General features: G+C 30.4%; 38 protein-coding genes and 1 tRNA gene. 2 read left to right on the top strand and 37 right to left on the bottom strand.

The features are described from left to right. Window position 1: 1 nt before the first annotated feature. The 5 genes from N5E64_RS06420 to N5E64_RS06400 form a co-directional block, all read right to left on the bottom strand. Window positions 2–457: a hypothetical protein gene (locus tag N5E64_RS06420; protein ID WP_280036468.1), complete on the bottom strand. Its 456-nt coding sequence runs from the start codon at window positions 455–457 to the stop codon at window positions 2–4. 11 nt (window positions 458–468) lie between these two features. Beyond that, the gene (locus N5E64_RS06415) at window positions 469–1554 is read right to left on the bottom strand and encodes a major capsid protein (protein WP_280036466.1); all 1086 of its coding nucleotides are present in this window, start codon (window positions 1552–1554) and stop codon (window positions 469–471) included. Between the two features lie 19 nt (window positions 1555–1573). Further along, window positions 1574–1963, bottom strand: coding sequence for a hypothetical protein (locus N5E64_RS06410; RefSeq protein WP_280036464.1), 390 nt, complete (start codon window positions 1961–1963; stop codon window positions 1574–1576). Between the two features lie 16 nt (window positions 1964–1979). Further along, window positions 1980–2636, bottom strand: a complete 657-nt coding sequence (locus N5E64_RS06405; protein WP_280036462.1) for a hypothetical protein — start codon at window positions 2634–2636, stop codon at window positions 1980–1982. A gap of 412 nt (window positions 2637–3048) precedes the next feature. Continuing rightward, the gene (locus tag N5E64_RS06400) at window positions 3049–3306 is read right to left on the bottom strand and encodes a helix-turn-helix domain-containing protein (protein WP_280036461.1); all 258 of its coding nucleotides are present in this window, start codon (window positions 3304–3306) and stop codon (window positions 3049–3051) included. A 174-nt stretch (window positions 3307–3480) separates the two neighbouring features. On the opposite strand from N5E64_RS06400, the gene N5E64_RS06395 reads away from it, so the two are divergent. Beyond that, entirely contained in the window at window positions 3481–3675 is a 195-nt protein-coding gene (locus N5E64_RS06395; protein WP_280036459.1) for a hypothetical protein, read from the top strand. 120 nt (window positions 3676–3795) lie between these two features. Next, window positions 3796–4071, top strand: coding sequence for a hypothetical protein (locus tag N5E64_RS06390; protein ID WP_280036456.1), 276 nt, complete (start codon window positions 3796–3798; stop codon window positions 4069–4071). 186 nt (window positions 4072–4257) lie between these two features. Here N5E64_RS06390 and N5E64_RS06385 read toward each other — a convergent pair whose 3' ends face one another. From N5E64_RS06385 to N5E64_RS06230, 32 genes are all read right to left on the bottom strand, one after another. Continuing rightward, a complete protein-coding gene (locus N5E64_RS06385; RefSeq protein WP_280036454.1) occupies window positions 4258–5286 on the bottom strand; it encodes a hypothetical protein in 1029 nt (342 codons plus the stop codon). 18 nt (window positions 5287–5304) lie between these two features. Next, window positions 5305–5568, bottom strand: a complete 264-nt coding sequence (locus tag N5E64_RS06380) for a helix-turn-helix transcriptional regulator (protein ID WP_280036452.1) — start codon at window positions 5566–5568, stop codon at window positions 5305–5307. A gap of 58 nt (window positions 5569–5626) precedes the next feature. Continuing rightward, entirely contained in the window at window positions 5627–5818 is a 192-nt protein-coding gene (locus tag N5E64_RS06375) for a hypothetical protein (RefSeq protein WP_280036451.1), read from the bottom strand. A 10-nt stretch (window positions 5819–5828) separates the two neighbouring features. After that, a complete protein-coding gene (locus N5E64_RS06370; protein ID WP_280036448.1) occupies window positions 5829–7220 on the bottom strand; it encodes a phage portal protein in 1392 nt (463 codons plus the stop codon). Between the two features lie 7 nt (window positions 7221–7227). Beyond that, window positions 7228–8349, bottom strand: coding sequence for a terminase large subunit (locus N5E64_RS06365; protein ID WP_347881226.1), 1122 nt, complete (start codon window positions 8347–8349; stop codon window positions 7228–7230). Between the two features lie 194 nt (window positions 8350–8543). After that, window positions 8544–8777, bottom strand: coding sequence for an NUMOD4 domain-containing protein (locus N5E64_RS06360; RefSeq protein WP_280036446.1), 234 nt, complete (start codon window positions 8775–8777; stop codon window positions 8544–8546). A gap of 7 nt (window positions 8778–8784) precedes the next feature. Next, complete coding sequence (locus N5E64_RS06355; RefSeq protein WP_280036444.1) at window positions 8785–9228, bottom strand: hypothetical protein; 444 nt, start codon at window positions 9226–9228, stop codon at window positions 8785–8787. A 5-nt stretch (window positions 9229–9233) separates the two neighbouring features. Beyond that, window positions 9234–10424 carry a hypothetical protein gene (locus N5E64_RS06350; RefSeq protein ID WP_280036442.1) on the bottom strand — a complete coding sequence of 397 codons (1191 nt, stop codon included), beginning with the start codon at window positions 10422–10424 and terminating at the stop codon, window positions 9234–9236. An 8-nt stretch (window positions 10425–10432) separates the two neighbouring features. Then, window positions 10433–10858 (bottom strand): hypothetical protein, encoded by a 426-nt coding sequence (locus tag N5E64_RS06345; protein ID WP_280036440.1) that lies wholly within the window; start codon window positions 10856–10858, stop codon window positions 10433–10435. Continuing rightward, the gene (locus tag N5E64_RS06340) at window positions 10839–11435 is read right to left on the bottom strand and encodes a hypothetical protein (RefSeq protein ID WP_280036438.1); all 597 of its coding nucleotides are present in this window, start codon (window positions 11433–11435) and stop codon (window positions 10839–10841) included. Before N5E64_RS06340 ends, N5E64_RS06345 begins: the two co-directional genes overlap by 20 nt. Before the next feature lie 3 nt (window positions 11436–11438). Next, entirely contained in the window at window positions 11439–11954 is a 516-nt protein-coding gene (locus tag N5E64_RS06335) for a hypothetical protein (RefSeq protein WP_280036436.1), read from the bottom strand. Between the two features lie 161 nt (window positions 11955–12115). Beyond that, a tRNA-Phe gene (locus N5E64_RS06330) sits at window positions 12116–12188 on the bottom strand. Between the two features lie 34 nt (window positions 12189–12222). Further along, a complete protein-coding gene (locus tag N5E64_RS06325) occupies window positions 12223–12648 on the bottom strand; it encodes a hypothetical protein (RefSeq protein WP_280036434.1) in 426 nt (141 codons plus the stop codon). A 348-nt stretch (window positions 12649–12996) separates the two neighbouring features. After that, complete coding sequence (locus N5E64_RS06320; RefSeq protein WP_280036433.1) at window positions 12997–13302, bottom strand: hypothetical protein; 306 nt, start codon at window positions 13300–13302, stop codon at window positions 12997–12999. A 220-nt stretch (window positions 13303–13522) separates the two neighbouring features. Further along, window positions 13523–13732 (bottom strand): hypothetical protein, encoded by a 210-nt coding sequence (locus N5E64_RS06315; RefSeq protein WP_280036432.1) that lies wholly within the window; start codon window positions 13730–13732, stop codon window positions 13523–13525. Between the two features lie 42 nt (window positions 13733–13774). Next, complete coding sequence (locus tag N5E64_RS06310; protein WP_280036430.1) at window positions 13775–14197, bottom strand: hypothetical protein; 423 nt, start codon at window positions 14195–14197, stop codon at window positions 13775–13777. Then, window positions 14197–14532 (bottom strand): hypothetical protein, encoded by a 336-nt coding sequence (locus N5E64_RS06305; RefSeq protein ID WP_280036428.1) that lies wholly within the window; start codon window positions 14530–14532, stop codon window positions 14197–14199. Before N5E64_RS06305 ends, N5E64_RS06310 begins: the two co-directional genes overlap by 1 nt. Then, on the bottom strand, window positions 14529–15119 hold the full coding sequence (locus N5E64_RS06300; RefSeq protein WP_280036427.1) for a hypothetical protein: 591 nt from the start codon (window positions 15117–15119) through the stop codon (window positions 14529–14531). The genes N5E64_RS06305 and N5E64_RS06300 overlap by 4 nt, the downstream gene beginning before the upstream one ends. Before the next feature lie 617 nt (window positions 15120–15736). After that, on the bottom strand, window positions 15737–16720 hold the full coding sequence (locus N5E64_RS06295; protein WP_280036424.1) for a phosphoadenosine phosphosulfate reductase family protein: 984 nt from the start codon (window positions 16718–16720) through the stop codon (window positions 15737–15739). Beyond that, window positions 16717–16995, bottom strand: a complete 279-nt coding sequence (locus N5E64_RS06290; protein ID WP_280036423.1) for a hypothetical protein — start codon at window positions 16993–16995, stop codon at window positions 16717–16719. The genes N5E64_RS06295 and N5E64_RS06290 overlap by 4 nt, the downstream gene beginning before the upstream one ends. Then, window positions 16985–17380, bottom strand: coding sequence for a hypothetical protein (locus tag N5E64_RS06285; protein ID WP_280036422.1), 396 nt, complete (start codon window positions 17378–17380; stop codon window positions 16985–16987). Before N5E64_RS06285 ends, N5E64_RS06290 begins: the two co-directional genes overlap by 11 nt. Then, window positions 17358–18302, bottom strand: coding sequence for a hypothetical protein (locus N5E64_RS06280; RefSeq protein WP_280036421.1), 945 nt, complete (start codon window positions 18300–18302; stop codon window positions 17358–17360). The genes N5E64_RS06285 and N5E64_RS06280 overlap by 23 nt, the downstream gene beginning before the upstream one ends. A 127-nt stretch (window positions 18303–18429) precedes the next feature. Next, on the bottom strand, window positions 18430–19272 hold the full coding sequence (locus N5E64_RS06275; RefSeq protein ID WP_280036420.1) for a DUF4373 domain-containing protein: 843 nt from the start codon (window positions 19270–19272) through the stop codon (window positions 18430–18432). 5 nt (window positions 19273–19277) lie between these two features. Then, window positions 19278–19493, bottom strand: a complete 216-nt coding sequence (locus tag N5E64_RS06270; RefSeq protein ID WP_280036418.1) for a hypothetical protein — start codon at window positions 19491–19493, stop codon at window positions 19278–19280. A gap of 109 nt (window positions 19494–19602) precedes the next feature. Beyond that, a complete protein-coding gene (locus N5E64_RS06265; protein ID WP_280036417.1) occupies window positions 19603–19869 on the bottom strand; it encodes a hypothetical protein in 267 nt (88 codons plus the stop codon). Window positions 19870–19882: 13 nt separating this feature from the next. Beyond that, window positions 19883–20314: a recombination protein NinB gene (locus tag N5E64_RS06260; RefSeq protein WP_280036416.1), complete on the bottom strand. Its 432-nt coding sequence runs from the start codon at window positions 20312–20314 to the stop codon at window positions 19883–19885. Between the two features lie 9 nt (window positions 20315–20323). Further along, window positions 20324–21145 (bottom strand): site-specific DNA-methyltransferase, encoded by an 822-nt coding sequence (locus N5E64_RS06255; protein WP_280036415.1) that lies wholly within the window; start codon window positions 21143–21145, stop codon window positions 20324–20326. 4 nt (window positions 21146–21149) lie between these two features. Beyond that, complete coding sequence (locus tag N5E64_RS06250; protein WP_280036412.1) at window positions 21150–21899, bottom strand: MBL fold metallo-hydrolase; 750 nt, start codon at window positions 21897–21899, stop codon at window positions 21150–21152. Next, window positions 21900–22787, bottom strand: a complete 888-nt coding sequence (locus N5E64_RS06245; protein WP_280036410.1) for a recombinase RecT — start codon at window positions 22785–22787, stop codon at window positions 21900–21902. Window positions 22788–22806: 19 nt separating this feature from the next. Beyond that, the gene (locus N5E64_RS06240; RefSeq protein ID WP_280036408.1) at window positions 22807–24798 is read right to left on the bottom strand and encodes an ATP-binding protein; all 1992 of its coding nucleotides are present in this window, start codon (window positions 24796–24798) and stop codon (window positions 22807–22809) included. A gap of 19 nt (window positions 24799–24817) precedes the next feature. Next, window positions 24818–25252 carry a hypothetical protein gene (locus N5E64_RS06235; RefSeq protein WP_280036405.1) on the bottom strand — a complete coding sequence of 145 codons (435 nt, stop codon included), beginning with the start codon at window positions 25250–25252 and terminating at the stop codon, window positions 24818–24820. Beyond that, the gene (locus N5E64_RS06230; protein ID WP_280036403.1) at window positions 25249–25620 is read right to left on the bottom strand and encodes a hypothetical protein; all 372 of its coding nucleotides are present in this window, start codon (window positions 25618–25620) and stop codon (window positions 25249–25251) included. The genes N5E64_RS06235 and N5E64_RS06230 overlap by 4 nt, the downstream gene beginning before the upstream one ends. Window positions 25621–25623 lie beyond the last annotated feature (3 nt).

Genomic DNA, 25623 nt, shown 5'->3' with positions numbered 1-25623 from the left:
ATTACGCTTCTGAGATTAGTTTACGTTCTAATAAAGAAGTAATACGAGATTCTTCAAAATCAACAGGAATAACTTCGTTCACTTCGTAAATCTTTGATTCGTTATTCTGGTCACGGAAACGAGAAATAACTTTGTAAGATTTAGCTGTTTCGTCTAAATTCTCGTCTAAATTCTGAAAACTTTCTCCTTCTTTAGACGCTAATGATTCTTGAACCTCAGCTTTCTTTTTAACACGAATAACTTGACCAACTTTAAAACCTTTAGAAACTAATCCAGGTTCTTTGTCTAAATCTTCCTGAGTTAACTCAATCAATTCAGTAGTTTCTAAAACTTTGTACAATTCGTCTAACTCCGATTGCTCAATTTTTGAACCTACTTCGATTTTTCTCTCAGCTAGCAATTCCGCTAACTGAGAGTTTTTTTCTACTAATGTTTTAGTGATTGTTACTTTAGCCATGATGTTTGATTTTAGCCTTTTGGAAGCGCTGCTTCATTTGAATTCAACACATAGATACCGTCAGCATTAGAGATTACAGGTAAAACTTTTGTTTCAGCTTTTGTAAACTCAACTAATGGATCTAATTCACCAAATTTTGAAACTAAGATGTAGTCAGCTTCTGCGTAATCTGCTGTTTTCTGACGTCTTGTATGTTCAATTGTTTTTGAATAAACTAAAGCGCCAACACTTGATGATGTAGAAAAAACCAAAGTTCCATTCGTCCAAGGTTTAACTGTTTTCGTTTCTCCGTTATCTTCAATTTGGAAAGTCTTATCAACTCCTGTCACTAAAGTAACTCCCCATTCAGATAAGAAATACTCCTTAACTTTTTGAGCATTTAACAAAGGATATTTGTTTTCATCAGCCAAAACAATACCTGAATCATTAGAAAACGCTTGACGTAAAGAAATAGAGTTTTTTAGTTTAGTCAATGAAGCATCATCTAAAAACAAAGTTGTAATTGTATTGCCTTCATCTTTAGCTTTCTTTAAGATAGCTTCAATGTCGTTAACTTCGATTTTATCCTTAGTCGCAACTTTGAATTTATTTTCTTCTTTATACCCGAAATCAGCACGAATTTCAGTTCCTTTTGATACGTTTTTATCAACCGCTACAACTCCATTACACAATCCATATAAGAATGAATATTCATTCAAACGGAAAATATTAGTAATTGCAGCTTTTGTGTCCTCAAACAACTCTTGAATAATTGTTTTCTCTTCAACACCTTGACGAATCATATTTTCAATATCTTCAAACTGCTTTTCAGTCATCTGATATTTATTTGAAACTTTAGGAATTTCACCTTGCGCCATTCCTTTAGAACCACGAGATTTTAAAGTTGCCGGTGAACCGATTGCGACATAATCCGCAATTAATCTTTTAAACATTCCTGTTAAAGAAGTCCAACGTCCATCAATAGAAAGTTTCTTTTCTAAATGTTTTTGATACAAGAATGTTTCTTCTTGTTCGTTTGTTCCATTGTATTTTTTTACAATAGCTGTAACCATTCCTTGGAAATGATTAATATAGTCTAAGAAAAATGATTTTACCATTTTTAAAAATTGTTTTTGATTAGTCTAAAATGATTGAAGGGCAAGCCGTTTTCAATGCTGTTTTTACAGCTTCAGGCAATTTATAAGGCATTGCCTTTTCATTGATAACTGCCGCAACTAAAATAGATGCAAAAGCTTTATCAGTAAAAATAGAATCAGCTAAAATCCCAACGATTACTGTACCTTCTGCTGCTGCTTCAAAGTTTTCACCTGATACGGTTACTGGTTTAAATTCTCCTGTTGTAGTGTCTTTTACGATTATATGACCTGCATACAATGCTTTTTCTGTAACTCCTGTTACATCTAACGAACGACCTCCATCTAAGAAGGCGATTCGTTTTTTAATCACAACTTGATCCTTTCCGTTTGTTGGATTAGAAGTGTTTTTTGTTAAATCTACAAATGCCATAGTTTAAAAATTGTTGTTAAACGATATTATCGTATTCAGCTTCCGTTAGCTTTCCTGTTGGAGCACCTCCACCATTACCCGGTTGATGACCTGCTAAACCTTGATTTACGATTGTTTGATTGATTGTTTGAATGTCCGTTGTAGTTTCTGTCAAGTATTCCTCAAAAGATTCATCGTTTTCAAAAGCCATTCTCCCAAAATCTTTAAGCGTTTTAGCTTTTAATTCGGGATTGACATCTTTTAAAACTTCTTCCATACGAGAAAGCCTTGTTTCTGTAGTTTTGCTAGCTTTGATAGAGTTGATTTCTTGCAATAATGGAGTTGTTGCTTTTTCAATAGCATTCGCAACGATTGAAGCAATATCTGTTGGATCTGAACTTCCTCCTTCTTCCTTTTTTGGTTCAGGATCTCCTGCTCCTTCACCACCTTTACCTTTGCCAGCATTTTCTAAAGCTGTTTTTGTTGCTTTAGCAATTTCAGAATCTACTTCCGAACGTAATTCTTTTTGAAATTCAGTAACTTGTTCGTCTGTTAACTTTTCAACAAGTGCCTGCGCTTCTTCTTCTGTTGTGATTTGTAACGAATAAGCTGTTGCTAATCGTGCCAAAACATCTTTTCGAACGCCTTTACCTAGAAATCTAGCATTAAGTAATTCAAGTAATTTATGTTTCATTATAATGAGATTTTAATTTCAAATCGATTAAAACAAAAATATTGAACGATTTTCGCTTAAGTTGTGTATTTTTTAACGAGATAAGAGCGAGTTACGGGAAAGAAAAATTATCCAATTACGGTTTTACGTAATTTTTATCTTATCTTAATGATTATTTTTGATTAAACTTCTAAATATGACAAAAATTGATAGAAATAATAGTGCAAAATGGATATTCATTTTAGTGATGATAGTACTAATTGTGATAATATTCTTATTTCTTTTTGAATATTTAGTATTAAATAACATTTAAAAATTAATGAAAGTCACAGGTCAAAAAACAAATGAAACTGACTACTTTTGGATTGGATGGGTGTCGAATCAATATTATTAAATAAAAAAGGAGTAGATTCTCTTAGTCTACTCCTTAAAATTACTTGTAAATATAACCTATAACGGTTTCATTTCCTTTTTCATCTTTTATATATATAGGTGTTTCACTTCCTTTTTGCGGGATAAAAAGCTCTAAAAAATCAACTTCCAAAGCGTTTGCTATTTCTTCTAATCTTTGTATTGTAGGATTTCCGTTTAAAGATTTCGATAACCCAACTTCGGTAATATTGATTTTATCTGCTAGATCCTTCATCATTAAGCCTTTTTCCTTACATATTTCCTTTACTCTTAATTTCATTACTTATACATTTTGTTTAACTGCAAATGTACATAAATTAATCTTTTAATTTAATTTTATAATATAAATATACATATTGTATAAATTTTAACATTTTATCTCTTGCATGTTATTAAACTATTCGTATATTTGTAAAAGAAAATTAAACGAAACGTATAATTAAAAATTACAATTATGTCACTAAGAATCGAAAAATTAACAGATTGTGCAAGCGGAAGCTGGGGTTATTTTGTTGCAGTTTACAAAAACGAAAAATGTTTAGGAACCGTTATGACAGACGGAACCTTAACAGCTAAAGAGTGTTATGAATCTTTGAAAAATAACTGGGAAATTGACAAAATGGAAAAGAACCTTACAACCTACTATTAATTTAGGCGGTTTAAAATAAATAAACAAAACTTATCCTATCATAAATAAAAGTGATAGGATTATGTGTAAATATTTGTAAAAGAAAATTAAACAAAACGTATAATAATAAAATAAATAATTATGTCAACTACATTAGTAAACAGAAAGCAAAAAACTATAACTACTTATCAAATTACAGATTCTGTTATTGAAAGTTTTAAAGAACTTAATAAAATGTTTAAACAAAATGACACTCCTGTATCTTTAGGATTTCAAAGACTTGAGAAGTTAAGTAAAAAGAAAAGACAGAAACTAGAGGTTTCTTTTCTTCTTAAGGGTTTAGGACAAAAAGAAGTAAAGAATTTTCTTGAATCAATGACAGAAAAAGAATATATAGAATTCAAAAAGTCAAAATAACTTATAAAGAAGCTAAAAAAATAACCCTTGCAGAAATAAGCGAGGGTTTGCATTTTAAAGGTCAATTTTTACCAAAAGAAAATTACTTAATACTTGGTAAATCTGTAAAAGTTGCAGAAAAAGCCTTTAATCATGTGCATGTAATTGAATTTAATCAAAATAAATACTTTATCAGCGAGGAGTTGTTTAAAGATAACTAACCCAATAAGGAACAGTTTTATATCCCCTATAAATGTCTGCTTTTTCTTTCAAATGTTCTTTGAAGTTAACAGGCATTTCTTTTATCTCAGTTTTTTGAAAATTACCTAAGTGCGAATAAGAAGGTTTTACAGCTCCTTTTAATTCATCCGTAAACATTTCGATTGGTTTAAGGATTGGGATTTGGTAACAGCGACAATTAACGTGAAATCCAATGAATTTAAACGTCTTTGGATATCTTCCAGCTAACGGACCACAAATACCACAATCAAAAACATTATTAGAACGTTTGATTTCAAAACCAACAACAAAGTCCATTGACTGCCAACGTTGATTTTCTGATTCTTTGTAAAAAGTATTGATTTCTGAACTTGCCAGCCTTAAAGCATTTTTATGAGCTGAACGATAAACTCCTTGTCCTGGATTATAAGCTGCAGCATTTTTACTTAGATGCAATTGACCTTTAACATCGCGAACTCTTCTAAAAAGCTTTTCGGGTTCGTTTAAATATTGTTTAATATCTCGTGCTAATATTTGAGCTGAATCACCATTTTTTAAAGCTATTTCTAACGAATCAATAATATTAGTTTCGAATTGCTTCGAATACTTCCAAACACGATCCGATAACTTAAATTGATTTAATCTTGATTTGCGTGCTTGCATATAATTATCAAGATTGTTATTTCGGAAAATATCTTGAGTAGCTATGTTTAGTTTATTAATGTCAAAATAAGTTTCAACGAATCTTGTTGCGGTTCCTTGCGTTAATAACCATTGCTCCTTTGTTGCTGAGTTGATTTTATTTTCTAAATCAAAAGCAAGTTGTTTCGTTAGCTTTTCAATTTCCTTTTTTAATTGCGGAGTTAAGGCATCTAAATCAATATTTTCGTTTAATTGATACAAAGAAATTACTTTCGAAATGTATTTTTGAAATAACTTTTCGATTTGTTGCAAGTTTTTTCCCGCTGCAATTCTTGCAAGTTTTTCGTCTTGGATTATGAATTCTTCGATTGACATTTTAAATATTCTTAATTTTTATAAATCCCAGCTTAACTCAACTTTATGAATTGTCTTATCTAAAAATTGAAAAGGAAAGTTTAAAAATTTCATTATCTCATCTATTTTTTTATCAGATAGTCCAATTCCTAATTTTTCGTATTTAGATAAATTTGACTGAGATAAACCTTTTATTTTTTTACACAAATTAGTTTGTGAATAGCCTCTAAATTCTCTAGCAAACTTTAATTGTTTACCTCTGTTAAATTGTTTTTTGACTTCTAGATGATTACTAAAATTCATTTGATGGTTACTTGATAAAACCTACCATCGGTATTACCGATAGCAGGTTGATTATTCTTTAATAAATTGTTTTAATAGGAGATAATTCCAAAGGATTAAAAATCATCGTTTCTGAATTTAAAGAAACAATATATTCAACACCTAAATTTGTTATTCTATAACCTAGAACTAACCCTGTGCTTTGCTCCATATCTGTTTTACAATAAACATTGTCACCGATTTCATATTCTACTTCTATTGAAAATCTCATAATTTTTAATTTACTCTGTTACAGGATTAAAGTAATCCCTATTACTCGCTTCGGTTTCTTCCTGCTTAATCTTCTCGTAATCCTCAGTATCTTGACCTTGCCAATTCTTAACAGACTTCTCGTGAGATTCTAAAGGTTTATTTCCGTTTTTAAGTAAAGCGATTTCGACTTGTTCTTTTTCGTTTTCAACCATAAATGGAACGATTTCCGGTTCGATAACAAGATTGTCAATTGCAGTTTTCCAAGCTGGATTTAATGTTGCAAGAATTTTTTTAATAATATTGATTCGACGCTGCAAATACTCATCATAAATTTCTCGTTTCTCCATTACTTTCAAATGCGCATCAAGGAATAACATTTTTAAAGCAGTTCCTGAAAGAGCACCTAAAGATTTTACTTCATCGAATGAGATATTTGGAGTTTGAGAGAATAATTGAATATTCTTTACAAGATTGTCGATTTCAAGTTTTATTGAGTCTGTGGCTTGATCCCATGATAAATAACTCATATCTGAATCTTTGTCAAGTTCAACTCCTCCTCCTGGTCCTTTGTTTAGATAATTTTTAAGTTTACCAATTACTTTAAGAATTGGATAAGCATTTCGGTCATTCACTTCTCCGTGATCTGAAACTAAAGTCTCAACCCTTTCTATTAAGTCTTGAACATCATACCAAGAAACATTCTCTTGTTCACCAAAAACAGCAGGAATTTTTTCTAGTACTTGCTTTTTAGGATACCCCTCTACAAGCTCCCATTCTTTAAAATTCTCGAATAAATAAGTAAATTTTTGTGTGTAAACTTCAAAAAACTCAACTTCTTTTCCTTCAATCTTTTTTATGTAATTACGAGAGAAACAAATCATATCATCAAAGTCATCTTTACACGGATATAGTTGACTACTATTTTTTAAAGACAATAACATTGCTTTGATTTTCATCTTAGTTTTAAATCCGTAAGAATCATGTTCTTCGCCTTCTTTCAAATACCAAAGCTCACCTCCTTCTGTAAAAGAACCAATTGATTCAGCAATCTTTCGATTAAATGATGGTTCTTTGATGTCGTATAAAATTCTTTCAATCGCTTTTAAGATAGATTTTTCGGTTTCGTCTTTTGGGTTAGCTCTTAAAATAGGTTGATTTCCAAAAATCATAGCTTTTTCTTTTCGAACAATCCATTTTTGATAAGCTAAAGAAATAGAAATTACATCTTTGTTTTTATCTTTTTCATCTTTATTCTTAGGTCGTCTAAGAATAGGATTCATAATGTCATGCTGTTTCGGATCTAATTCCTTTTTAGCTTTTTCAATGATTTTGGTTTTATCTTTTCCTTGCTTTAAGGCTTCGATAATCTTTTGTATATTTGAGTCTTCGGGTATATTTAATAGTTTACATAGTTCGTTCATTTATTTTTTAAAAGTTCAATCTTGATAGTATATCTTCGGTATTTTCTATTGAATTGCTTACCACGTTATGCGGTAATACTTCAATACCAATATATCTTAATGCGTCCATTGCGTGATTATAATCGTCGATAGGTCTATTTAGCTTCTTTCCTGTCTTATCGACATCCCAACAATATTTTCTAAATTCTTCGATAATATTCGTCGAGCGTTCAGTAATATTGAAATGATGATTTTGTAAAACTTCAATACCAAACATTATCGAATCACGTCCTTTACTTGCTGGTTCAATATAAAATCCATAGGAATTTATTTCATCAATTGATTTAGGCTCTGCCGAATCAGCAACCATTTTATCCTGTTCAGTAAATCCTTCTTTTTGAAGTTTACGAGCAATATTTCTGTTCGACATACCTGTTTTATACTCGACTTCATCAATGTAATATTCATTATTAAATTGATATAATGCAGGAATAGCAGTTGGATCATTCGTATATCCAAAGTCAATTCCTAATCCAAGTAATTTTGCTCCGTTTGGAATTTCTTTCACCTTTGACCAATCGCTAAAAATAACACCTTCTAAAGCTCCAAGTAATCCAAGCCCGTAAACTTTCCACCAGTTCGACCAATATTGATTCTTAATATTAGTTTCATTAAATAGTTTATCAATTGGTAATAATGGATTATAAAAGCCTTTTGTTCTTGCTTTCTCAAGCTCCTCAACGATAGTCTGCGGTAATGCTTCGTTATCTTTATAAGTAAGCGTCAACCATTCTACGTCACTATTATCTTTTTCAGATAATTCTTCGTGTGCCCAAAATTCATTTGATGGGTTAAAATCTATCCAAATTTCATGTGATGTACGAATAGCTAACTGATGATAAGTATCGAAACGAATATTGTTCGCTTCGTTCATATATAAAACATTACGACGTGGACCACGAACACGTTCCTCGTTATCGACTGAAAAGAACTCAATATAACTTCCGTTAGCAAAAGTATATGTAAGCAAAGTTCTATTGTAATTTTTATCAATGTAACGCCCTGTTGCTTTCATTATCTTTAAGAAGTCTTTCAAAGCTCCTTTACGCAAATGCGGTACCGACTCAGAAACAACAGATATTTCCAACATTGGAGTTTTTGCTGCTTTATCAATTAGAATTGGTAAAATACCAAATGTTTTTCCTTTATCTCCCCTTCCGAAATTAATCAGAAGGGGCTAACAACCTGCGGAGCTTCCTCCAGGAATAACCCTAATCCTTTTGGTTAGCTCTCGCAGTTTTTTAATTGCTGTTGTGTAAACGAAACCGTTATGTTTTTTAGTTTTTACCATTGTTTATATTGCCATTTAAAGCTATAGGCTGTTTTATAAAATGATTTACCTTCTTTACATAGTTTAACTTGTAAATATCCAGTCTTTTTCAACTGAAGTTTAAGCACCCTCTCTTGTTTAGTTCTTGAATCAGTAGAGTTGCCATTACCTAAACTCTTAACATTACCTAAGTCAGATATTTGATATAGATTTTCAAATCCTTTAATATCTCTCCAATTTTCTTTCATAATATTATTAATCATCTCCGAATAATGGTTGTTCCGTTTTAATTGTTATTTCTTCTTTCTTCGGAGCAAAATCTCCGTTAACTTTAGCTAAGTAGTCCAACGCTCTTAATCTATCTCCGTCAGAAGGAATAAGAATTTGCTCCCCTATCTTTCTTGCTTTCCCTAAAGCTATGTTACTAGCTATTTCCAACCTCTCGTCTTTTGTCAAAATAGCCTTTTTAAGACGTTCTGTTTCCGCTTCCAGCCTTTTGCTTTCTAATTCTTTCTGAATCAGCTCTTGCCTTTCTGAATAAGTAGAATTAGCTTCTTTCCAATATCTTTTGAAAGATGATTCACTTAGCGTCCATTTACGTCCAATTACGCCCAAACAAGCAGAATAAGTCGAACCTTTCTCAAGTTCAACTAAAATCAATTCTATTGCTTTCTGCTTATTTAATCTTTGGCTCGGCATTTTTTTTATATAATTACTGTTTCATTTGCATTAAATTCATCTCCATGATAGATCATGATTTGATTGTGTTCATCATCAAATAAGAAATCTAATTTTGTGCTATATTGTTTTTTTACCCAACTAAATGAAGGGTAGTTAGCTGGAATATTTAAGCCAGCTTTTGAATGCTGCCAATAAAGATGTAATAAGTTTCTTAAATCCATTTTTTTATAAAAATCTTTGTCATTGATAACAGCTCTATTAAAGATGTATTTTGAAATATTTCCTTGTAAATCTGGAAGTCTTACCGAAAAGAAATTGTAAAACTCTTCAAAATATATATAATCTCCTATTTCCTTTGTAACACTTACCCAGTTAAAGAAATCATCTAATGTAGGTAACAAGTTATCGTAACATTGTTTAAATTCGAAATAATTACTATTTGTTAAACCTGTGTCCATACCTAAAAGGTTCAAATTGTTTTCAGAGCAATAATTCATCATTTCCATACCTTGATCTATCCAATTATCTTGGAAACCTTTTGATTTTGCTTCTGTAAGTAATTCCGTTCCTAATATTGACTTCTCTCTATCTGTTAAGTTTGACTGCTGTTTAGGTGTAAGATGTAGTTTATTAATAACAAATGATTCTACTCCTAACTTTTGAGCTTCACTAATTATTTCTAAAGGATTTGAGCAAAACGTTTTATTTAAAGGATTGATGCTAATTATAACTTTATGCCCTTGTTTAATTAATTCCTCTGTCATTTCCCAGCGCTCGGACAAAGAAGGCGCTTTGGGTTCGTATTTTTCACGAATAACATCATCAGAATAAGGAATAGTTACATAAAAAACACTTGGAGTTATTTCTTGATAAATATCTTTCCACCCTTGCCCTCCTCTTGTTGCTAAAGCAACTGGAATCTCTAGATCTCTCAATGTCAATATCAAATCATTAACATAAGGCTGATTCGACTTACTAAAAGGATCTATGTTGTTTGAAAATAAAATAGGATATTTTTCTCTCATGTAAAACGAAGCTAAATCATCTCTTTTTTTAAAATTCTTTAATTGAGATAACACTCCTTTTACATCCAACTTTCTCTTAGGATTATTTATATTCGAAAAACAATAAACACATCCATGAGAACAATAGTTACCTGTAAATTGAATAGGTATTGGATTAGTTAAAAATCCATTTGTTAAAACATCTATCATAATTCAATTTAACCCATGTACCAATTATAATTCTTCTCAAATTCATTAGCTGAATATTTATGTCTCCTAACATCTTTAGACGAGTACCTTCTTGTTACAGTATATAATGATCCGTGTTTTTCAACTTTTATTTTAAGACTTCCATCTTTACCTTTAAGAGAAACTGAACCTGGATTTTTAGAACCACTCATAGCTTCAACTTTAGAGCCAAATTTTTTATAACTCGTCGACACGAAAGAGCCATCTTTTTGCAATCCATTTTTAGAAGTGGATTTAGAAGCTGCCCCTTTTGATTTTGTTTTTTTATTTGCTGCTTTTGCAGCTGCTTTTGCTAAAAACTTTGATTTACCAGCTTTTATAGCAGAATTAAAAGCGCCTATTGAAGCTTTGTTTGGGCGCTCTTTACAGATTTCGTTAGTCAATGCCTTTTTCATTTGAGTAGAATTTTATTAATTCAAAAATTGCATTCTTATCTTTTTTCTTGTTAAGATTTTCTTTAATCTTATTCCATACTTCTTGTTCATCATCTGTCAAGGCAACAGCAATCATATTAGATAAATCTTCAACAGTTTTCTTGTGCTCTAATTCCTCCTCGTCTTCTTCCTCGTAATTTTGATACCCTAATTCCTCAACATCAATATCAAATTCAGCAACCGCAACCTCTTCAATCATTGAATCGTCAAAATTTATATTATTCTTTGATACGGTATTAGCTAATAATGCCGCTTCATAAAACTCCTTTGTATCTGATTTAATATCAGTTCTTTTAATTACAATAGGTCTTTGTCCGTCAGTTTCGATTAAAATAGGTTCTACATCTCCAAATTTCTCTAACATCTTTTCTTGACGTGCATTACCAGTGATAATTTTGTCGTCCAAAGAAACAGTAAAACTCTCTATAACCCCTACTTTATCAATAGAATTACCTAATAACTCCATACCAGCATCAGTGTGCTTGTTGAAGTTTTTATTATCTTGTTTTAAATTTGATATTTTAATTATTTTACTCATAAATTAAACTTTATCAATTACTTGGTTATTTGTTATTATTTGCATCACGTCATTATAGTTTCTGCGATACTCTGGAGTGAATTTAAAAAGATCGTCGTGCTTTTCGACAATCAGTTCAATCGTTTTAATTGCTTTGTTTATTTTTTTAGAAATAAGTTTCTTTTCGATTTTATATGAAAAACAAATAGTAACATAGATTGTTCTAGCATAAAATAAATGAGTTCTCCTGTCATTTAAAGCATAATCTTGAAGGTTTAATCCTGTTACAATATTGATTGCTTTTTCAATTTCTTCAAAGATTAATTGAGTTGAAGTTTTCGGTGCTGAATCTGCATATTCAATTTTATATTTTTTTTGTTCAGCTCTAAATTTTAAAACAATAAGCTCTTCATCATTTATCCAATCATTTGGAAGAAATAGATACTGCTCATCTTCCAAAATCTCAATCCTTTTTGAAAGGTCCGGGATTAAAGATGTTTGAACATTCTTTGAGTTAAATCTATTTACTTTTTGATCCATGAATAAAAATAAAAAAGGCAGTAAATAGCGCTTTGCTACTTACTGCCTAATTATTAGCGCCTTTGATTATATAAAATTTAAAATTCATTTTTAAATAAAAGACTGACTACTAAACTTCATCAGTCTTTAAATACCCGAAACATTTCTTTTAACAGAAATAGTGGAAAAGAAAGGGCTCGAACCTTTGACCTTTGGAGCTTCAATCCAACGCTCTACCTACTGAGCTACTTATCCAACCAACAAAACACAAAAAAATATATGTAAAAATTCACCTTCCAAATATTAAAAGCATCGCGTCTCGTTGCTCTTGGTTTGTTCTTTTTTTTATTCCTGTAATGAGTGAAAAATCCTTGTTATCTCTTTTTTTAGTGGTTGGTTTTACCTTAAAATGAGTTAAGTTTAGATATTCACACATTTCAACAATCTTATAAGCTACTTCATGGTTTCGTCCTGTTCGGTTTCCAATATTTGCATTAATCGATGCAGAACCTTTTTTAAGTTTATGCCAATTAGATTTATTTAAAAATCCACATTCGACAAAAACTTTAATTTTCTCAGTTCCAAAATCATTTTTTAATGATTGTAACTTATCATAAAGCTCAAAGAACGATAGGTTTGCTAACTCATAATTTTTATTGTGAATTAATGCAAAACCATTTTTCTCAACGTCTGGATCTATTCCGACTAAAATCATATAAAAAACCTCCTATTTTCATAAGAGGTTTAAAAATCAAGTTCAATTGATATTAGCCACAAAACCCCTTTCGTTGAATATTGATTCAAATATGAGGTAAGTCTCTGTATTAAAAAAGAATAATCGTATAAAAAACATGTTTTTTTGGTGAAATTTCTGTTTTTGTTTACGGGTGTGTTGTAAAGTTTACAAGGGTGTAAATTTTATGATGTTTTTGCGCTGAATTTATATTTTATTTCTTTTTGCAATTTGTTGAATTCTACTTTTCTTTTTTGGGATAAATTATCGTAATTCCCATTTTTGAAGGTTTTTAGTTTATCTGATTCCTGGCAGTAAATTGCCTTTACGTTAAACATTTTCATATCTAGAATTATATAAATCGTTTGCTTTTTTGATTGCTTGTTCGGTGGCTTGTTGGCGAGAATCTTGATATGATGTCAAGTTATAATTTGCTTCTGTATTTACAATACAAAGAAATTTATCCCCTAATATTCTTGAATAATGAATTTCAATATAAATCCCAACCGAATCAAAAAACTCAATGATTAATGTATCTATTAAATGTAATGGATATAAAACGTTTAAATCTTGAAAATAATAATTTTCAAATACCCATTCTTTAAAATCCTCTTTCGCTTTATCCGTTAAAATCATAAAACTTCTATTGTTAAAATATTTTCTTTTTGGTATACAGTATAATCCGTTGTTCTGATATTATCTCCATTACTACTCAACGAGATGAACATATATAAGATTAATTTCATAGTATTTTTTTTGAAGTGTTCGGATTTTCCGAACGGTTGCGCCAATCTGAGTGTTAAGCGTCATTGCTTTCGTTCCTTTAAATCCTATATCTTTTAATTTTGATTAGGTTTTAAAATGGGAGATCTGATTCAGGTCGACAATCACTTATTGTAAACTCGTTAATTTCAAATGATTTTATTGAGCATAAAACAAAAGCTTTCTTTTTGTAGATTCTTGCTAATCTCTTCGCTTCATTTTCGGCACTATCTAATGTTGTGTGTATAAATGCTGGTGTTTTTTCATTTTCCAAATACACCATAAAAAAAGGTTGTGTTGTCATAACTTATTTTTTATTTTTTCCGAATTATCTTCTTAAACTCTTTTATATTGCTTTTAAGTCAAGTTGATTATTAATTCGTTCAGTATTTTCGATTAAAAAGTTAACACAGTGCTTTGTGTTGTTTATTTTATCGTGTTTCATCAATTCAACAAACCCCATTAAGTCAATGTACTCATCAACATTTATCGTCGATAAAAGATTAATTAATCTTCGTGTTGATTCTTCAGCGTAAATGAATTGTTTTTGATTTGCACTGTAATGTTGGTTGTAAATTTTTGACTGTAAATCTTCAATCATTGAAATGTTTTGCTTTCCAATATTTTTGAAGTGTTGATTCCAAACTTCTTTCTTATCTGCGATTTCGTCAAACTTTTCAAGTATTACTTGATTTAAAATTGCAATTGTGGTAAGTTTTGCATTTAAAACTTCTTGTTTTTGAAATGGCTTTACAACTAATTTATTCATTATATTTTTCTGTTTTTAAATTTTTGTTCGAAATTTTCTTTCCCAAGTTTACCTATTGCAGATGATAAATTATCGTAGCCTAACGATAGAGCAAATTCAGTTTTTTGCTCGTAAATATCTCTGTACTCAATCTCATTAGCTGTTTCAGCACCTAAAAGAAGTTGAGCTATATTTTGGGATTTTGCAGTTTTAGCTACGTTTAAAAGCAATTTTGTATTATTCGTAATTGCATTAGCTACGTTTACAATGCTGTCAGCTTTTTTAGCGTCAATTTTACCTGACTCAAGACTTTCTAAAGTCTCGTATAATTTTTGATTTAATTCTAAAATATTCATGATTTTTCTTTTATTTTTTTGTTGATTTTATTGATTAATCTAATTGTTTCTTTGAGTTCATTAGGAGTTCGATTTTTGGAATTTTCAAAAGCTAATTCTGCATCAGATTTTAAGACTAAATTTTCTTTAACAATATTCAACGGATTACCATCTTTAAAACAAACATTCATTCTTTTTGGAACTTCATCTATCTGGTTTTTATAGAAATAAGGCGCATAAGGAGTAAATCTATCTTTAAGCCGAATAACAACAACACTTCTTCCTGTAGAAAGCTTCCAAACTTTTAGAGTTCCAGTTTTTGTTACTCCTCTTGTTTTCCATGATTTTTCCGAAGTATTATATTTCCCGTTCCTTGAATTAGTTTTAACTATTTCTAACTTTTGTTTTTCAGTTCTCTTTAAACCTAAGTACCTACGCTTCTTTTCTATGTGTTTTTTAGTCCAACCCTTATTTTTTGTCCATTTCGAATTAAAGATTTTAGCAAGTTCAACATCACCAATTTTCTTGTAATTTTCTTTTAAAAAATTCACTTGTTCATCTGTCCAGTATTCAAGCTCCATTTTCTTTAATCCAAGTTCATAAATCAATGTTCTTGTTGTAGTTAATTTTAATCCAAAATGATTTGCAAATTGTTGATTTGTGTAGATTTTAAAATTATTTTGAACAAAGATTTTTTCTTCTTCTGTAAAAGAAATTTTATTATATTTCCCTATTATTGGCATAGTAATAAATTACATTCCTTGTTTAATTATTCTCCTTTGTTTTAATTTTGCATAATTGCGAACTTCTGCTATTATTTCATCGCAAGATTTCCCTTGTTGTTTCACTATGAAAATAGGTTTGTGTTTTGAACCTATATTCACGACATAACCAAGTTTAACTACTATGTTTAAGTAGAATTTACAGAACAAAAACTTTTCTTCAACTTTGTAAATTCGAGTTTCAGGATTCTGTTTTATATATTCAAAAATCAACTCTAATTTTTCAGGAAGATCTTTGTTTTTTAGTTCTTTACGTTGAGTGTTTGATTCAGCTTTTATCTGTTCATTTTCTTCCTCAAAAAACGTCTTGTAAAATTCATCTCGCTTTCTTGCAAATTCCTTTACTCCTAAGGAATTAATACAGTCAGTTCGGCCCTTTAAAGCCTAATCTTTTCGACATTTCGATTTGCGCTCGTTCTTTAAATTCTCCTGTATAATTCATTTTACTCACAAATATTATACACTGATTTACATTTAAATAACGGCTCATCTACAAACATGTCAAGCGTTGCATTTTTATCATTCACATATCTAATAACATCGTCGACAATAGGATATGTTTTGCCATTTTTATCTATCTTACTATGGTATCGTTTTGGTATTTTATCTGGTGGAAAGAATGATGAATTTGCTTCAATTTCTCCCGTTCGAACTTTATCCATTGTTTGTGGTGATTTTTTCACAGTAATAGCTATTTCATTAATCCCTTCCATTACGCATGGATCACACCCAACACGGGAATAACCATTATAGTATCTTGGGTTTATTTCATAACCTCTATTCAATGAAAAATAAATAACTTCATCTCCAGTCATATAGAAAACTGGACGAATAAGAGAATCATCATACTTATTGCACCACTCAAAAACTTCTTTTTTTCTATAAGTAAAGTATTTAGGATCTTCTTTCCCTTTTGCTAATCTTTCTTTAGCTTTTTCATGCTTTTTAACCTGAGCAAGAGAAGGTTTATTTTTTAGATTTTTAAAATTTTCAATTATTATTGAATTTGTTATGTATGGTTCAAAGTAGTATTTAAAATATCTACACTCAGGTAGCATTTTAGAACGCTTTTCACTTTCATTCGCTCGAATTCCATCAATAATAATTATAGATTCATTTAATGATAAAATATAGTCTACCATAGGATATATCTTTAATTCTTCAGTACAGAACCTAGCAGTTGTAGACGGAAATCTTCCTCTTTTTTTTGCTAAATCAACCATTCCATCATATTTTTTTGATGAAAGTATTTTGAATTCAACTTTTGACTTTTCTACAAAATAATCTATATGTTCATACGTTTCAGGTGCTTCCCATTTCACATCACAAAAAACATAAATCAAGTTTTTTGATCCATATTTTTCTTTAGCCCAAAGCGCAGCAGCTTGACTGTCTTTCCCTCCAGATACAGGTGCTAATATTTTCATCTAATTTGCTTTTTTAAGTTCAACAATATACAATACCACTTCACCCAATCTTCTTTGAGTTCTCCTGTGGTTATGCTTCGAATATTATTTGGTTTTGTTAGGTATGACTTGAATGATTTGAAGTAGTTTTCTGGATCTTTTATAAATGTTCCAGATTCAAGTCTAAATCCTTGTTTTGGTCTTTTATGGTAGAGAGTTTTAATTAGAGAAATTACTAATTCAATCAATTCCTCATTTGTTTTATCGGTGAGATTATCGATTTGTTCAAGTTCCATTTTGTAATTGCTTTAATTTTTGAATCTCTAATTTCAACTCAGCATTTTCGGCTCTCAGTTTAAAAACTTCATCTGTTCTTCTATTTTTTAACTCGTATAAATTCTTAATCATGTAAATTACTTTGATGGAATGACTGTATAAGTTCTCATTTTCCTTGTATTTATCATTTTTAAGCAACTTTTCAAGTTTATCTGTATCATTGACGCATTTAAGTATCCAAGAGTTGTTTAAATCGCTTAATTTCAGCCCTAAGTTATTTACAACTGAAATCATATACTCTCGATTCGTTTCATCGTCCATTGTTTCAATAGAATAATCCCATTGTTTTAGAAAGAATTCAATTGCTTCTTGAATTGTTTTTCTAGAATGGGAAATCGTCATCATCTTCTGTGGTTGTGTAGAATGCATCATTTGGATTTGCTATTACAGTTAAATTTGTTTGATAGTTTTGTTCATAAATCTCTTTAGATTCTAATTTTGAACCTTTTGAAAATTGACTTTGACCATTTTCTTTTCGTTCATAATAGCGTCTTGACTTCCAATCGTAAAAAATTGGATACACGCCTATTTTCGCTATTCCTTCTGGTTTAGCTTTTAAAACATGGATGTTAGATTGATTTGAAGTTACCCTTTCTTCTCCAGGTTCTAGATCTTGATCTTCGTTAGGAGTTGGTCTTTCGACTAATAATTGAAGCTTAGCTTTTCTTTGATTATTTTTACCTCCATAAAATTCGTCACCTCCTGCTCTATACTTTCTCCTGTTACCGTTTTTATCGATGAATTTAGCTGTCTCAGCAACATGATTTACAACTATGTCAATTCGATTACTTGTTTCACATTGATAATCGATGTATGATAAGATTTTCTTTACTTCTTCTGCTTTAGGTTCAAAACCATCAATATCGTAAATCGGATCAATGACAACACAATCAAATTTTATACGAAACCTCTCTTCAGCTTCTCCAACAAGTTTGTAAAAGTTTTCTATTTTTTGATACCCTTTGACTGTTGGGTTTTGTTCAAAAACATAAAGGTGATTGTTTATAAATTCTTCTGCAATTGACTTCTCAGCATCATTCATTGCAAATTCATTCTTTTTCAAATCTGATCGAACTCTCGAGTATTGTTTTCCTATGTACATTCCGTAAAAAATTGAAAAGACTTTTGCAATATTCCCAGATTCAGAAGAAAATAGAGCTACTTTGAAATCATGTTTTTCCATGAGCTGAAGTATAATTTCATTTGTAAATTGTGACTTACCATGATGTGGCTCGCCGCCGATCAATACCCATGTTCCTCTTGACATTTGCAGTAATTTTCCATTATCAAAGTCATTGAAGGATTCAAAGCCAAGTTGTATCGGTTCAATTTCTCCCTCATTTCGTATTTTTTGGAGTTCGTATTGGAGTTCTCGACCGTGCTTAAACATAATTTTAGTTTAGAAAATAATAATCGTCTTTGGGTTGTGATTTCTTAGGTTGTGATTTTTTAAGATAAATCTCTTTTAATTTTGAATCGTCAAGTTTTCGACACCAAGATGTAAAATGTGATTGAAATTCGTTTTTCTTAGTATGAATTTTATTCTCTAAAATCAAGTGGTTTAAAAATTCTTTCAAAAGTCTTTTAAGATTGATATCGTTTTTGGAATTTGGGATTTTCAAGTTGATTAAAAAAGCTTCTATCCAATTTCTAGATTTAAGAGTTTCTTGACAAAATTTGATATGGATTTCTTCATTTTGTGGTTGTGGATTTTTTTCGCTTTCCTCTAATACTACTTCAGTAGTATTATTTACTTTACTTTCCTTTACTTTACTTTGTGTACTAAATTCCGAATTAACTTGGGTTTCTTCCGAATTAACTAGGGTTTCTTCCGAATTAACTAGGGTTTCTTCCGAATTAACTAGGTTATGCTTTGAAATATTATACTTCCTTTTAGCAGTAGAACAAATCAATTTATACCTTTCTTGAATCCCTTTTGAAGATAAAATATTTTTTGAATTGTATAAATTTTCTGAAAATAAATCATTTCTCAAACAGAATTTTACAACTTCATTTACGTACTCCTCTTTTAGCCCTGTGGCTTCGGAAATTATAAATGGTAATTCAATATCCCATTTAATAAAATATCCTTCACGATATATTTTACATAATAAGTAAGCGTAAACAGAAATAGATTTAGCTCCTAAATATTTTATTAATTTTCTAATTTTAATGTCTTCAAAAAAGTCTATATCTAAAGGGAAATAGTCTAATCCTGTTTTAATAGGTCTTGCCATGTTCACTAATTTTGTTTAATCAGCTCCTTTAATTTCTCGCAAGCCCTGTTTTTGATTATGATGCGTTCGTTGACGTTACAGCCTGTAAAGATTTCACCAAAACAATGATCGCCTGTTTTAGTTTGGACGATGATATTAAACTGCATAGGACTTTCGTAATGCTCAACTCTAAATCCTTTGGCTTGTATAGTTTGTTTTAATTGTTCGATATCTGCTACCATAGTAGTATGTATTTGATTAGTTTAAAATAAAGTGCGACGATAAGCACCGCGATAATTGATGAAGAAAGAAGAAGCCAAAACAGCTTCTTATCTTCTTTTTCGTATTTGGTCATGGGTTGAATTCGGTTTTTAAAATTTTATCAATTTCGTTTTCTTGCCATTTGAAATGGTGAACATATTTTTCTACATCTTCAAGTTTAATATCTTTAATAATATCTCCTTCAGATAATTCGTAGAGTGTAATTTTTTCTGTGTTATCTGAAAATCTATAATAAGATAAACCTTTGTTGAGTAGTGGAAATTCTATTTCGTAACAGAATGGTATTTCATCTAATTTATATTCTGTGAAACCTAAAGATTTAAGGAATTTTATCATAAGTTTTAATAGATTAAATAACTCGGTTGTTTTTTAACTCAATTTCGATTTGTAATAGAAAGTCTTTTTCATCTGGACTAGGTAAGTAAATTCCAGCTTCAGCGCTTGAATAGTCTCTAAAATTCTCAATTGCTTGAGTCATTTCTAAAGTATCTAAATTCGCTGTACTTCTCCAACGTTGTATAGTTACTATTTCTCCAATCTCTCCTTCGTAGAATAATGCAGGATTAACTATTTTCTTAAAGATTTCTTGCTTAACTTCTTCAAGTGTGTAACCTGTTTCGCTTGCAAAAAATCCTAAGATTAGATGTAAGTAACGATTTTGTTTAATAGTTCGGATTGGTTTCTTTTCGACAATTTCAACGATTGCTTTATTGTCAAGTAGTTTCTTTATTCGGGTAATTGCTTTTTGTCTTTCAACAGGATTGGAAGTGTTGTAAATCATTAAAGCTTGCTAAATATTTGAAAATAAATTAATACCTTCTTCGTTTTCTATTTCTGTTTTAGCGAATCCAAATTCATTTATGTCGTTTTTGCGTTGAATAGTTTTTTCAATCCAATCTTTTGCTTTTGAATAAAATTCTTTATCAATTTCAAAACCGTAGGCTTTACGGTTTAATTCTATAGAAGCTACTAAAGTACTGCCACTTCCTGCGCAAGGATCGATAACTATCTCGTTTTCATCAGTAAATAATTCAATTAATCTTTTTAAAAGTCCTATCGGTTTTTGAGTTGGATGTAATTTAGGGTAATTGTTTACATCTTCGTCTTCAACCCATTCAATGCAATTCATTACCATTTTACCTTTATTATTGAACTTAGGAAGCTTGTCACGATATAATAATAAACCATATTCACAATTTCCTACTATCTTCATATTTGCTTTTAAAACTTGTGCGGAAAATTTCTTCCTAAAAATTAACGGTATATAATTATTTAAACCGTACCTCTTTCCAAGTTCTGCAACATCATACATTTGGTTAAAAGCGCAGAAGATTATCATTGCTGGAGCTTTCCCTTTTTCCTTTGGCTCAGCCTTAAGCATCTTTGAGCAAAAATGCATAAACTCAGCTGGTTTAAAATTCTTATCTGTCATAAAGAAATCTTTACCCGCTAGCTCGCTTTCTCCGTTTTTGTTATCCCCTTCATTATACCATGCAGGATTTGATGCGTAAGCTTTATTTCCTAAATTATAAGGTATATCTGCGATTATTAATTGAGCTTTAGGAATTCCGTAAACTTTATAATTTTGATGATGATCTCTATATAAATTCATTTTTCTAAAAAGGATTTTTGTTAAACTCTAAATTTTGATTATTGTTTGCAACATGTACGATTTTACCTGTTGCTTCTTCAATTACTTTTTTAAATTTTCGTTCATCAGAATTTGAATCTGATAAGTGAATAAGTACAATTTTCTGTACTTGTGAAAGATCGTTTGCAAGCAAAGTTTCCTTACAAGTATTAAGGCTCATGTGTGATTTAAGAATTCTATTTTTCAAAAATTCACTTTGCCAGGAGCTACCAAGTTTTTCTTTGATTATTTCTTCGCAATAATTTGCTTCAATGATGATGTTATTTAGATTGGGAAAAGTATAATCAATGTATGTAGTGTCGGTTACAAAAAGTACTCTGCCTGTTTCTTCGTGATCAATTAAGAACCCTAAAGGCTCATTGACATCGTGATGAACATCGAAAGGTAATATCTTAAAATTTCCGATTTGAAAAGCTTGTTTTGATTTGATGATTTTAGCGTTGTGGTGATTGATTAAAAAGAAATCAAATGTTCCGGCACTTGCATAAACTGCAATTCCATTCTTTAAAGCATCTTTTATTCCTTTGCCTCCTACACCAGAATGATCACCATGCTCATGTGTAACCAAAGCTCCAACAACCTTACTTAAATCAAAATTCAACGCTTCTTTTATTTTGGAAAAATTAAGCCCCAATTCTATGATTAGGGCTTCTTTTTCATTTTCTAGGATGTAGCAATTACCTACTGATCCTGTGCTAAGTATTTTGAGTTGCATTTACGCAAAAGGTGGTTCGGTTGGAAATTGCATTTCGGTAGTATTACCTTCAACAACTTTACTATTTGAAACATCAACTACTTCTTCAACAACTTGTGCTTCTTCAAAATCTAAAGGCTCTGTATTAGCATTTTGTTGAATTGTTTGCTTTACTTCGCTTTCAGTTGGAGAAAGTTTAGCTGCCTCTTCCTCTTCACTTTCCATTAATGCAGAATCATCTGAAGAACGAATGATTAATTTACAAGCTCGATTGATAACTGTTTTGATTGCCATTTGATCAGGAAATTTTTTATGAGCAGGAGAAGCTCCATTTGTAGCTCCTTGTTGCCATGATGCTTGAATCTGTTTAATATTCATAATTTCGACATCGTGTGTTCCGTTTTCCATTTCAATAACAGCATAGGCTCCTATTACATCTGTACTTCCTAAGTTTTCTAATGTTTGAGAATGCTTAACAATTTTCTTTCTTCCTGTTGTTCCGTCAACTTCGAATTGAAACTCATCGCCTTTGAAAATAGCTTGTGCTTTAATGTTTTTCAAACCTCCATATCGTTTTGCTAATGCAATGTTTCCAGAATAATCTGGAGTACATTCTAAACGATTGCCATACATAATGAAGTAACATTGTTTTTTAAGTGGAGATAATCCCCAAATAACCATTTTCAACAACGCTTCTGCAATTGATGCTTGTGTACAATGTTCTAAAGCTAATTTTCCGTCACGATTCTTAGTTTCGCTTAAAATGATATATGCAGATTTCAAAGCGTTTGCAGGAATGTAATCCTTTGGAATAGTTAATTCTCCAGCTTCTTGAAATGATTGAACTTTTTGTAAAACTTGCGCTGAAATATCTTTTTTAACTTGCGCTACTTGTGTATTTTCTGACATTTTATTTTTGTTTTTGGGGTTAATTAAATTTTAAAGTTTCTTGATTAGGATCTACAATCAAACTGATGATTTGACTTTCGGTAGGAATTAATTCGGTTACAGATTCGCGATTATCCAAAAATACAGGAGCGTTGATTTCATTCACTTTACAAAGAGTGTTGATAATATCTAAACCTGCATTGATTCTTCCAGCTGTATTTGCTGAACCGAAAGGAACTCCGTTAACCAAAGTAATACAAGTAGGATTTAAACCTCCGTTTACTTGCTCTTCGAATAATTTGAAAGTAACGTATTCAAACTTTTCATTAACTGATTTTTCAAGGCTTTCAGTTTTGACTTTCTTGAACCTCTCAATAACAAATTGTTCTTTTTCAAGGTTTGCAATAATCTGAGAAAGTTCTTTTTCTCGATTAGCTAATTCTTTGATACGATTATCAATAGATTCATTTACAGAACTCTTTCCTTTAAGTTCGATTAACTGCTTAATTTCCGTTTGTAAAGTTTGTTTTTGTAATTTCAATTCGGAATTATCAGCTTGTTTAACTTCTTTAATTTTCGATTGAAGAGTTGCAATTTCGATTTTCAATTTTGACAATTGCGCATTATCACTGATTAAATTTTGATAAACTTCTTCTTCGTTTTTAGGAGATTGGAGATTTGATTTTTCGGTTTGGATCTCAGAATTAATATTGTCAATATCTGATTGATATTTATTAATATCTTCTGATGGAGTTGCTAAATCAAGCAAAACTTTTTCTACTTGAGATTTATATTGCTCAATCTTAGATTTAATCGAATTACCTTGATCAATTATCTTAGATAATTTTTGATTCTTTTCTAAATTAAACTCTTTCTCCGGTTCGTCATTGTAAACAAATTTTGTTTGACAATTAGGGCAAGTACAAGAGTATTTTTCAGCATCAAAAACTTTAGCATTCTCGAGATTGTATTTTGAAACTAAATCAGTTTTATCAGCTTCTAATGCTTTTATACTACTTTCATAATTACTAATATTCTGCTTTAAAGAATTAAGGTAATTATTTGAATTTTGTAGCATTGTTTGAGCGTTCCTCAACTTCGATTTCAAAGAATCAATTGTAGAAGTATCAATAAAACATTCTTGCTTAGCTTGATTTCTTAAACCAATTTCAATCTCTGATTTTTGAGAGTTTAAAGATTGAATTTCTTGTTGAACCTTCGTATTTGCATCAACAATATTTTGAACCGATTTAGAAGCGTTTTCCAGCTCTGAATCTATATCAGAAATTTTACCTTCTTTCTCCTGGATATCCGAATCAATTTTCGCAAAATCAACATCTTCAATTTTTGAATTTTTAAGTTCGTCAATTCGAGCAGGAGTATCTTCTTTTTCTTGCTTTGATTTTTTGATTGAAGCTTTTAACTGAGTATCATATTCATCTAAAGTTTTGTTGGTTAATTTCAATGATAACTCTTTAAAATCTGCATCAGAATTAAATAACTCTTCATCCGAAACTTCACCAGCAATTGAAACTAAAACTTCGCGTTTCTTCTTCCAATCTAACGATTCAAAAGCACTCGGATTAGTTATAAGTTTAAATAAACTTTCCTCAGAAATTTCAGCAACTTTTGCATTGAATTCTTTTAAGGAAACAGGCACTTGATTAAAGATTAATTCAGTTTCGTGACCTTTGAAGGTCTTTTCTTCTGCTCCTTTTACTTTTTGCCACTTCTCTTTGTAGATTCGTGATAAAGTAACTTCTTCATTATTGATTAATAAAGTAGCATGGACTTCAACATCAATCTGTTTTTGGACTTGATTGTTTTCGTCAAGAGGTTTAATCTCGTAATCTTTTCGATCGTTGGCATCTTTTCCAAAAAGTAACCATAAAAAAGCGTCGAAAAGTGTTGATTTTCCTGCTCCATTTTTTCCGTAAATGAAGTTCTCTTTTTGGTTGAAATCGTCAAATTTGGCATGACGAAAGCTTTTGAAGTTCTTCAACTCCAGCGTTTTTAATACAATATTTTTCATGTAATTGTTTGGGTATTTGTTAAATGTGTGAAAGTTTTAATTCGCGTTTTAAAGAATTTCTGACAGCATCTTTAACGCTTAATCTGCGAACAGGCTTATTTTGTAGTTTTGCTTTTTCTAAGACCTTTTGAGCGATATTCTTCTGCTCTTTACTTTCTGAATAAGTAAGAAAAGTATTTTCTTTTTGAATCTCCTTTTCTTGTTGCTTTTTAAGATTTGGTTTTGAATTTGGTCTGCCAGCTCCTACTTTATTTTTAGGTTTTGTAAGTGGTTGTAATGGAATTTTAAAATCTGCAACAATAGCAAAGTAATGATCTTTGAAAGGAGATTTCTTTTTAATTCTAATCATTAAAGATTTATATGTAATTCCAAATCTTCTCTTTAATTCAGCTTTATTTTCTGTTTCAAAGATTAACTTGTTGTTCATGTCATAGACATAAATCATTTCATTCATAACGAATAAGTTTTTATCGTTGCTATTTCAGTATATTTCCGTGGCATAACAGCTTTTGCAATTTGAAGTATTTTAGCTGTTGTAAAATCATTGAATTGATATTCGATGTTATAATCATACAATTCTATATTATGAAGTGATTCTAATTCAGTATAACGATAATTAGGGAAACGTTCGTCAATTGCATTCTCGTTGTAATTGAAATTCAATCCTAAAGTAAGATTATGACCTTTGTAATTTGGATCAGTACATTTCAATTCAAAAGCTAATTTCATTTCACCATCAACGTTTCTAAAACAATCTGGCTTCATTTGCATGAAATCAAATTCAATTTCTGCAAGTTGAGGGATGTAGATTTTTCTTTTCATAAG

Source organism: Empedobacter sp. GD03739, from assembly GCF_029843245.1.
In the GTDB taxonomy this organism is placed as follows: domain Bacteria; phylum Bacteroidota; class Bacteroidia; order Flavobacteriales; family Weeksellaceae; genus Empedobacter; species Empedobacter falsenii_B.
Note: the sequence above shows the minus strand (reverse complement) of the source record. Positions and strands in the feature narration are given on the sequence as shown.

Bases quoted from the DNA above. Each gene is read 5' to 3' on its own strand.
- N5E64_RS06420 (WP_280036468.1), bottom strand. From the start codon at position 457: ATGGCTAAAGTAACAATCACTAAAACATTAGTAGAAAAAAACTCTCAG.
- N5E64_RS06415 (WP_280036466.1), bottom strand. From the start codon at position 1,554: ATGGTAAAATCATTTTTCTTAGACTATATTAATCATTTCCAAGGAATG.
- N5E64_RS06410 (WP_280036464.1), bottom strand. From the start codon at position 1,963: ATGGCATTTGTAGATTTAACAAAAAACACTTCTAATCCAACAAACGGA.
- N5E64_RS06405 (WP_280036462.1), bottom strand. From the start codon at position 2,636: ATGAAACATAAATTACTTGAATTACTTAATGCTAGATTTCTAGGTAAA.
- N5E64_RS06400 (WP_280036461.1), bottom strand. From the start codon at position 3,306: ATGAAATTAAGAGTAAAGGAAATATGTAAGGAAAAAGGCTTAATGATG.
- N5E64_RS06395 (WP_280036459.1), top strand. From the start codon at position 3,481: ATGTCACTAAGAATCGAAAAATTAACAGATTGTGCAAGCGGAAGCTGG.
- N5E64_RS06390 (WP_280036456.1), top strand. From the start codon at position 3,796: ATGTCAACTACATTAGTAAACAGAAAGCAAAAAACTATAACTACTTAT.
- N5E64_RS06385 (WP_280036454.1), bottom strand. From the start codon at position 5,286: ATGTCAATCGAAGAATTCATAATCCAAGACGAAAAACTTGCAAGAATT.
- N5E64_RS06380 (WP_280036452.1), bottom strand. From the start codon at position 5,568: ATGAATTTTAGTAATCATCTAGAAGTCAAAAAACAATTTAACAGAGGT.
- N5E64_RS06375 (WP_280036451.1), bottom strand. From the start codon at position 5,818: ATGAGATTTTCAATAGAAGTAGAATATGAAATCGGTGACAATGTTTAT.
- N5E64_RS06370 (WP_280036448.1), bottom strand. From the start codon at position 7,220: ATGAACGAACTATGTAAACTATTAAATATACCCGAAGACTCAAATATA.
- N5E64_RS06365 (WP_347881226.1), bottom strand. From the start codon at position 8,349: ATGTTGGAAATATCTGTTGTTTCTGAGTCGGTACCGCATTTGCGTAAA.
- N5E64_RS06360 (WP_280036446.1), bottom strand. From the start codon at position 8,777: ATGAAAGAAAATTGGAGAGATATTAAAGGATTTGAAAATCTATATCAA.
- N5E64_RS06355 (WP_280036444.1), bottom strand. From the start codon at position 9,228: ATGCCGAGCCAAAGATTAAATAAGCAGAAAGCAATAGAATTGATTTTA.
- N5E64_RS06350 (WP_280036442.1), bottom strand. From the start codon at position 10,424: ATGATAGATGTTTTAACAAATGGATTTTTAACTAATCCAATACCTATT.
- N5E64_RS06345 (WP_280036440.1), bottom strand. From the start codon at position 10,858: ATGAAAAAGGCATTGACTAACGAAATCTGTAAAGAGCGCCCAAACAAA.
- N5E64_RS06340 (WP_280036438.1), bottom strand. From the start codon at position 11,435: ATGAGTAAAATAATTAAAATATCAAATTTAAAACAAGATAATAAAAAC.
- N5E64_RS06335 (WP_280036436.1), bottom strand. From the start codon at position 11,954: ATGGATCAAAAAGTAAATAGATTTAACTCAAAGAATGTTCAAACATCT.
- N5E64_RS06325 (WP_280036434.1), bottom strand. From the start codon at position 12,648: ATGATTTTAGTCGGAATAGATCCAGACGTTGAGAAAAATGGTTTTGCA.
- N5E64_RS06320 (WP_280036433.1), bottom strand. From the start codon at position 13,302: ATGATTTTAACGGATAAAGCGAAAGAGGATTTTAAAGAATGGGTATTT.
- N5E64_RS06315 (WP_280036432.1), bottom strand. From the start codon at position 13,732: ATGACAACACAACCTTTTTTTATGGTGTATTTGGAAAATGAAAAAACA.
- N5E64_RS06310 (WP_280036430.1), bottom strand. From the start codon at position 14,197: ATGAATAAATTAGTTGTAAAGCCATTTCAAAAACAAGAAGTTTTAAAT.
- N5E64_RS06305 (WP_280036428.1), bottom strand. From the start codon at position 14,532: ATGAATATTTTAGAATTAAATCAAAAATTATACGAGACTTTAGAAAGT.
- N5E64_RS06295 (WP_280036424.1), bottom strand. From the start codon at position 16,720: ATGAAAATATTAGCACCTGTATCTGGAGGGAAAGACAGTCAAGCTGCT.
- N5E64_RS06290 (WP_280036423.1), bottom strand. From the start codon at position 16,995: ATGGAACTTGAACAAATCGATAATCTCACCGATAAAACAAATGAGGAA.
- N5E64_RS06285 (WP_280036422.1), bottom strand. From the start codon at position 17,380: ATGATGACGATTTCCCATTCTAGAAAAACAATTCAAGAAGCAATTGAA.
- N5E64_RS06280 (WP_280036421.1), bottom strand. From the start codon at position 18,302: ATGTCAAGAGGAACATGGGTATTGATCGGCGGCGAGCCACATCATGGT.
- N5E64_RS06275 (WP_280036420.1), bottom strand. From the start codon at position 19,272: ATGGCAAGACCTATTAAAACAGGATTAGACTATTTCCCTTTAGATATA.
- N5E64_RS06270 (WP_280036418.1), bottom strand. From the start codon at position 19,493: ATGGTAGCAGATATCGAACAATTAAAACAAACTATACAAGCCAAAGGA.
- N5E64_RS06265 (WP_280036417.1), bottom strand. From the start codon at position 19,869: ATGATAAAATTCCTTAAATCTTTAGGTTTCACAGAATATAAATTAGAT.
- N5E64_RS06260 (WP_280036416.1), bottom strand. From the start codon at position 20,314: ATGATTTACAACACTTCCAATCCTGTTGAAAGACAAAAAGCAATTACC.
- N5E64_RS06255 (WP_280036415.1), bottom strand. From the start codon at position 21,145: ATGAATTTATATAGAGATCATCATCAAAATTATAAAGTTTACGGAATT.
- N5E64_RS06250 (WP_280036412.1), bottom strand. From the start codon at position 21,899: ATGCAACTCAAAATACTTAGCACAGGATCAGTAGGTAATTGCTACATC.
- N5E64_RS06245 (WP_280036410.1), bottom strand. From the start codon at position 22,787: ATGTCAGAAAATACACAAGTAGCGCAAGTTAAAAAAGATATTTCAGCG.
- N5E64_RS06240 (WP_280036408.1), bottom strand. From the start codon at position 24,798: ATGAAAAATATTGTATTAAAAACGCTGGAGTTGAAGAACTTCAAAAGC.
- N5E64_RS06235 (WP_280036405.1), bottom strand. From the start codon at position 25,252: ATGAATGAAATGATTTATGTCTATGACATGAACAACAAGTTAATCTTT.
- N5E64_RS06230 (WP_280036403.1), bottom strand. From the start codon at position 25,620: ATGAAAAGAAAAATCTACATCCCTCAACTTGCAGAAATTGAATTTGAT.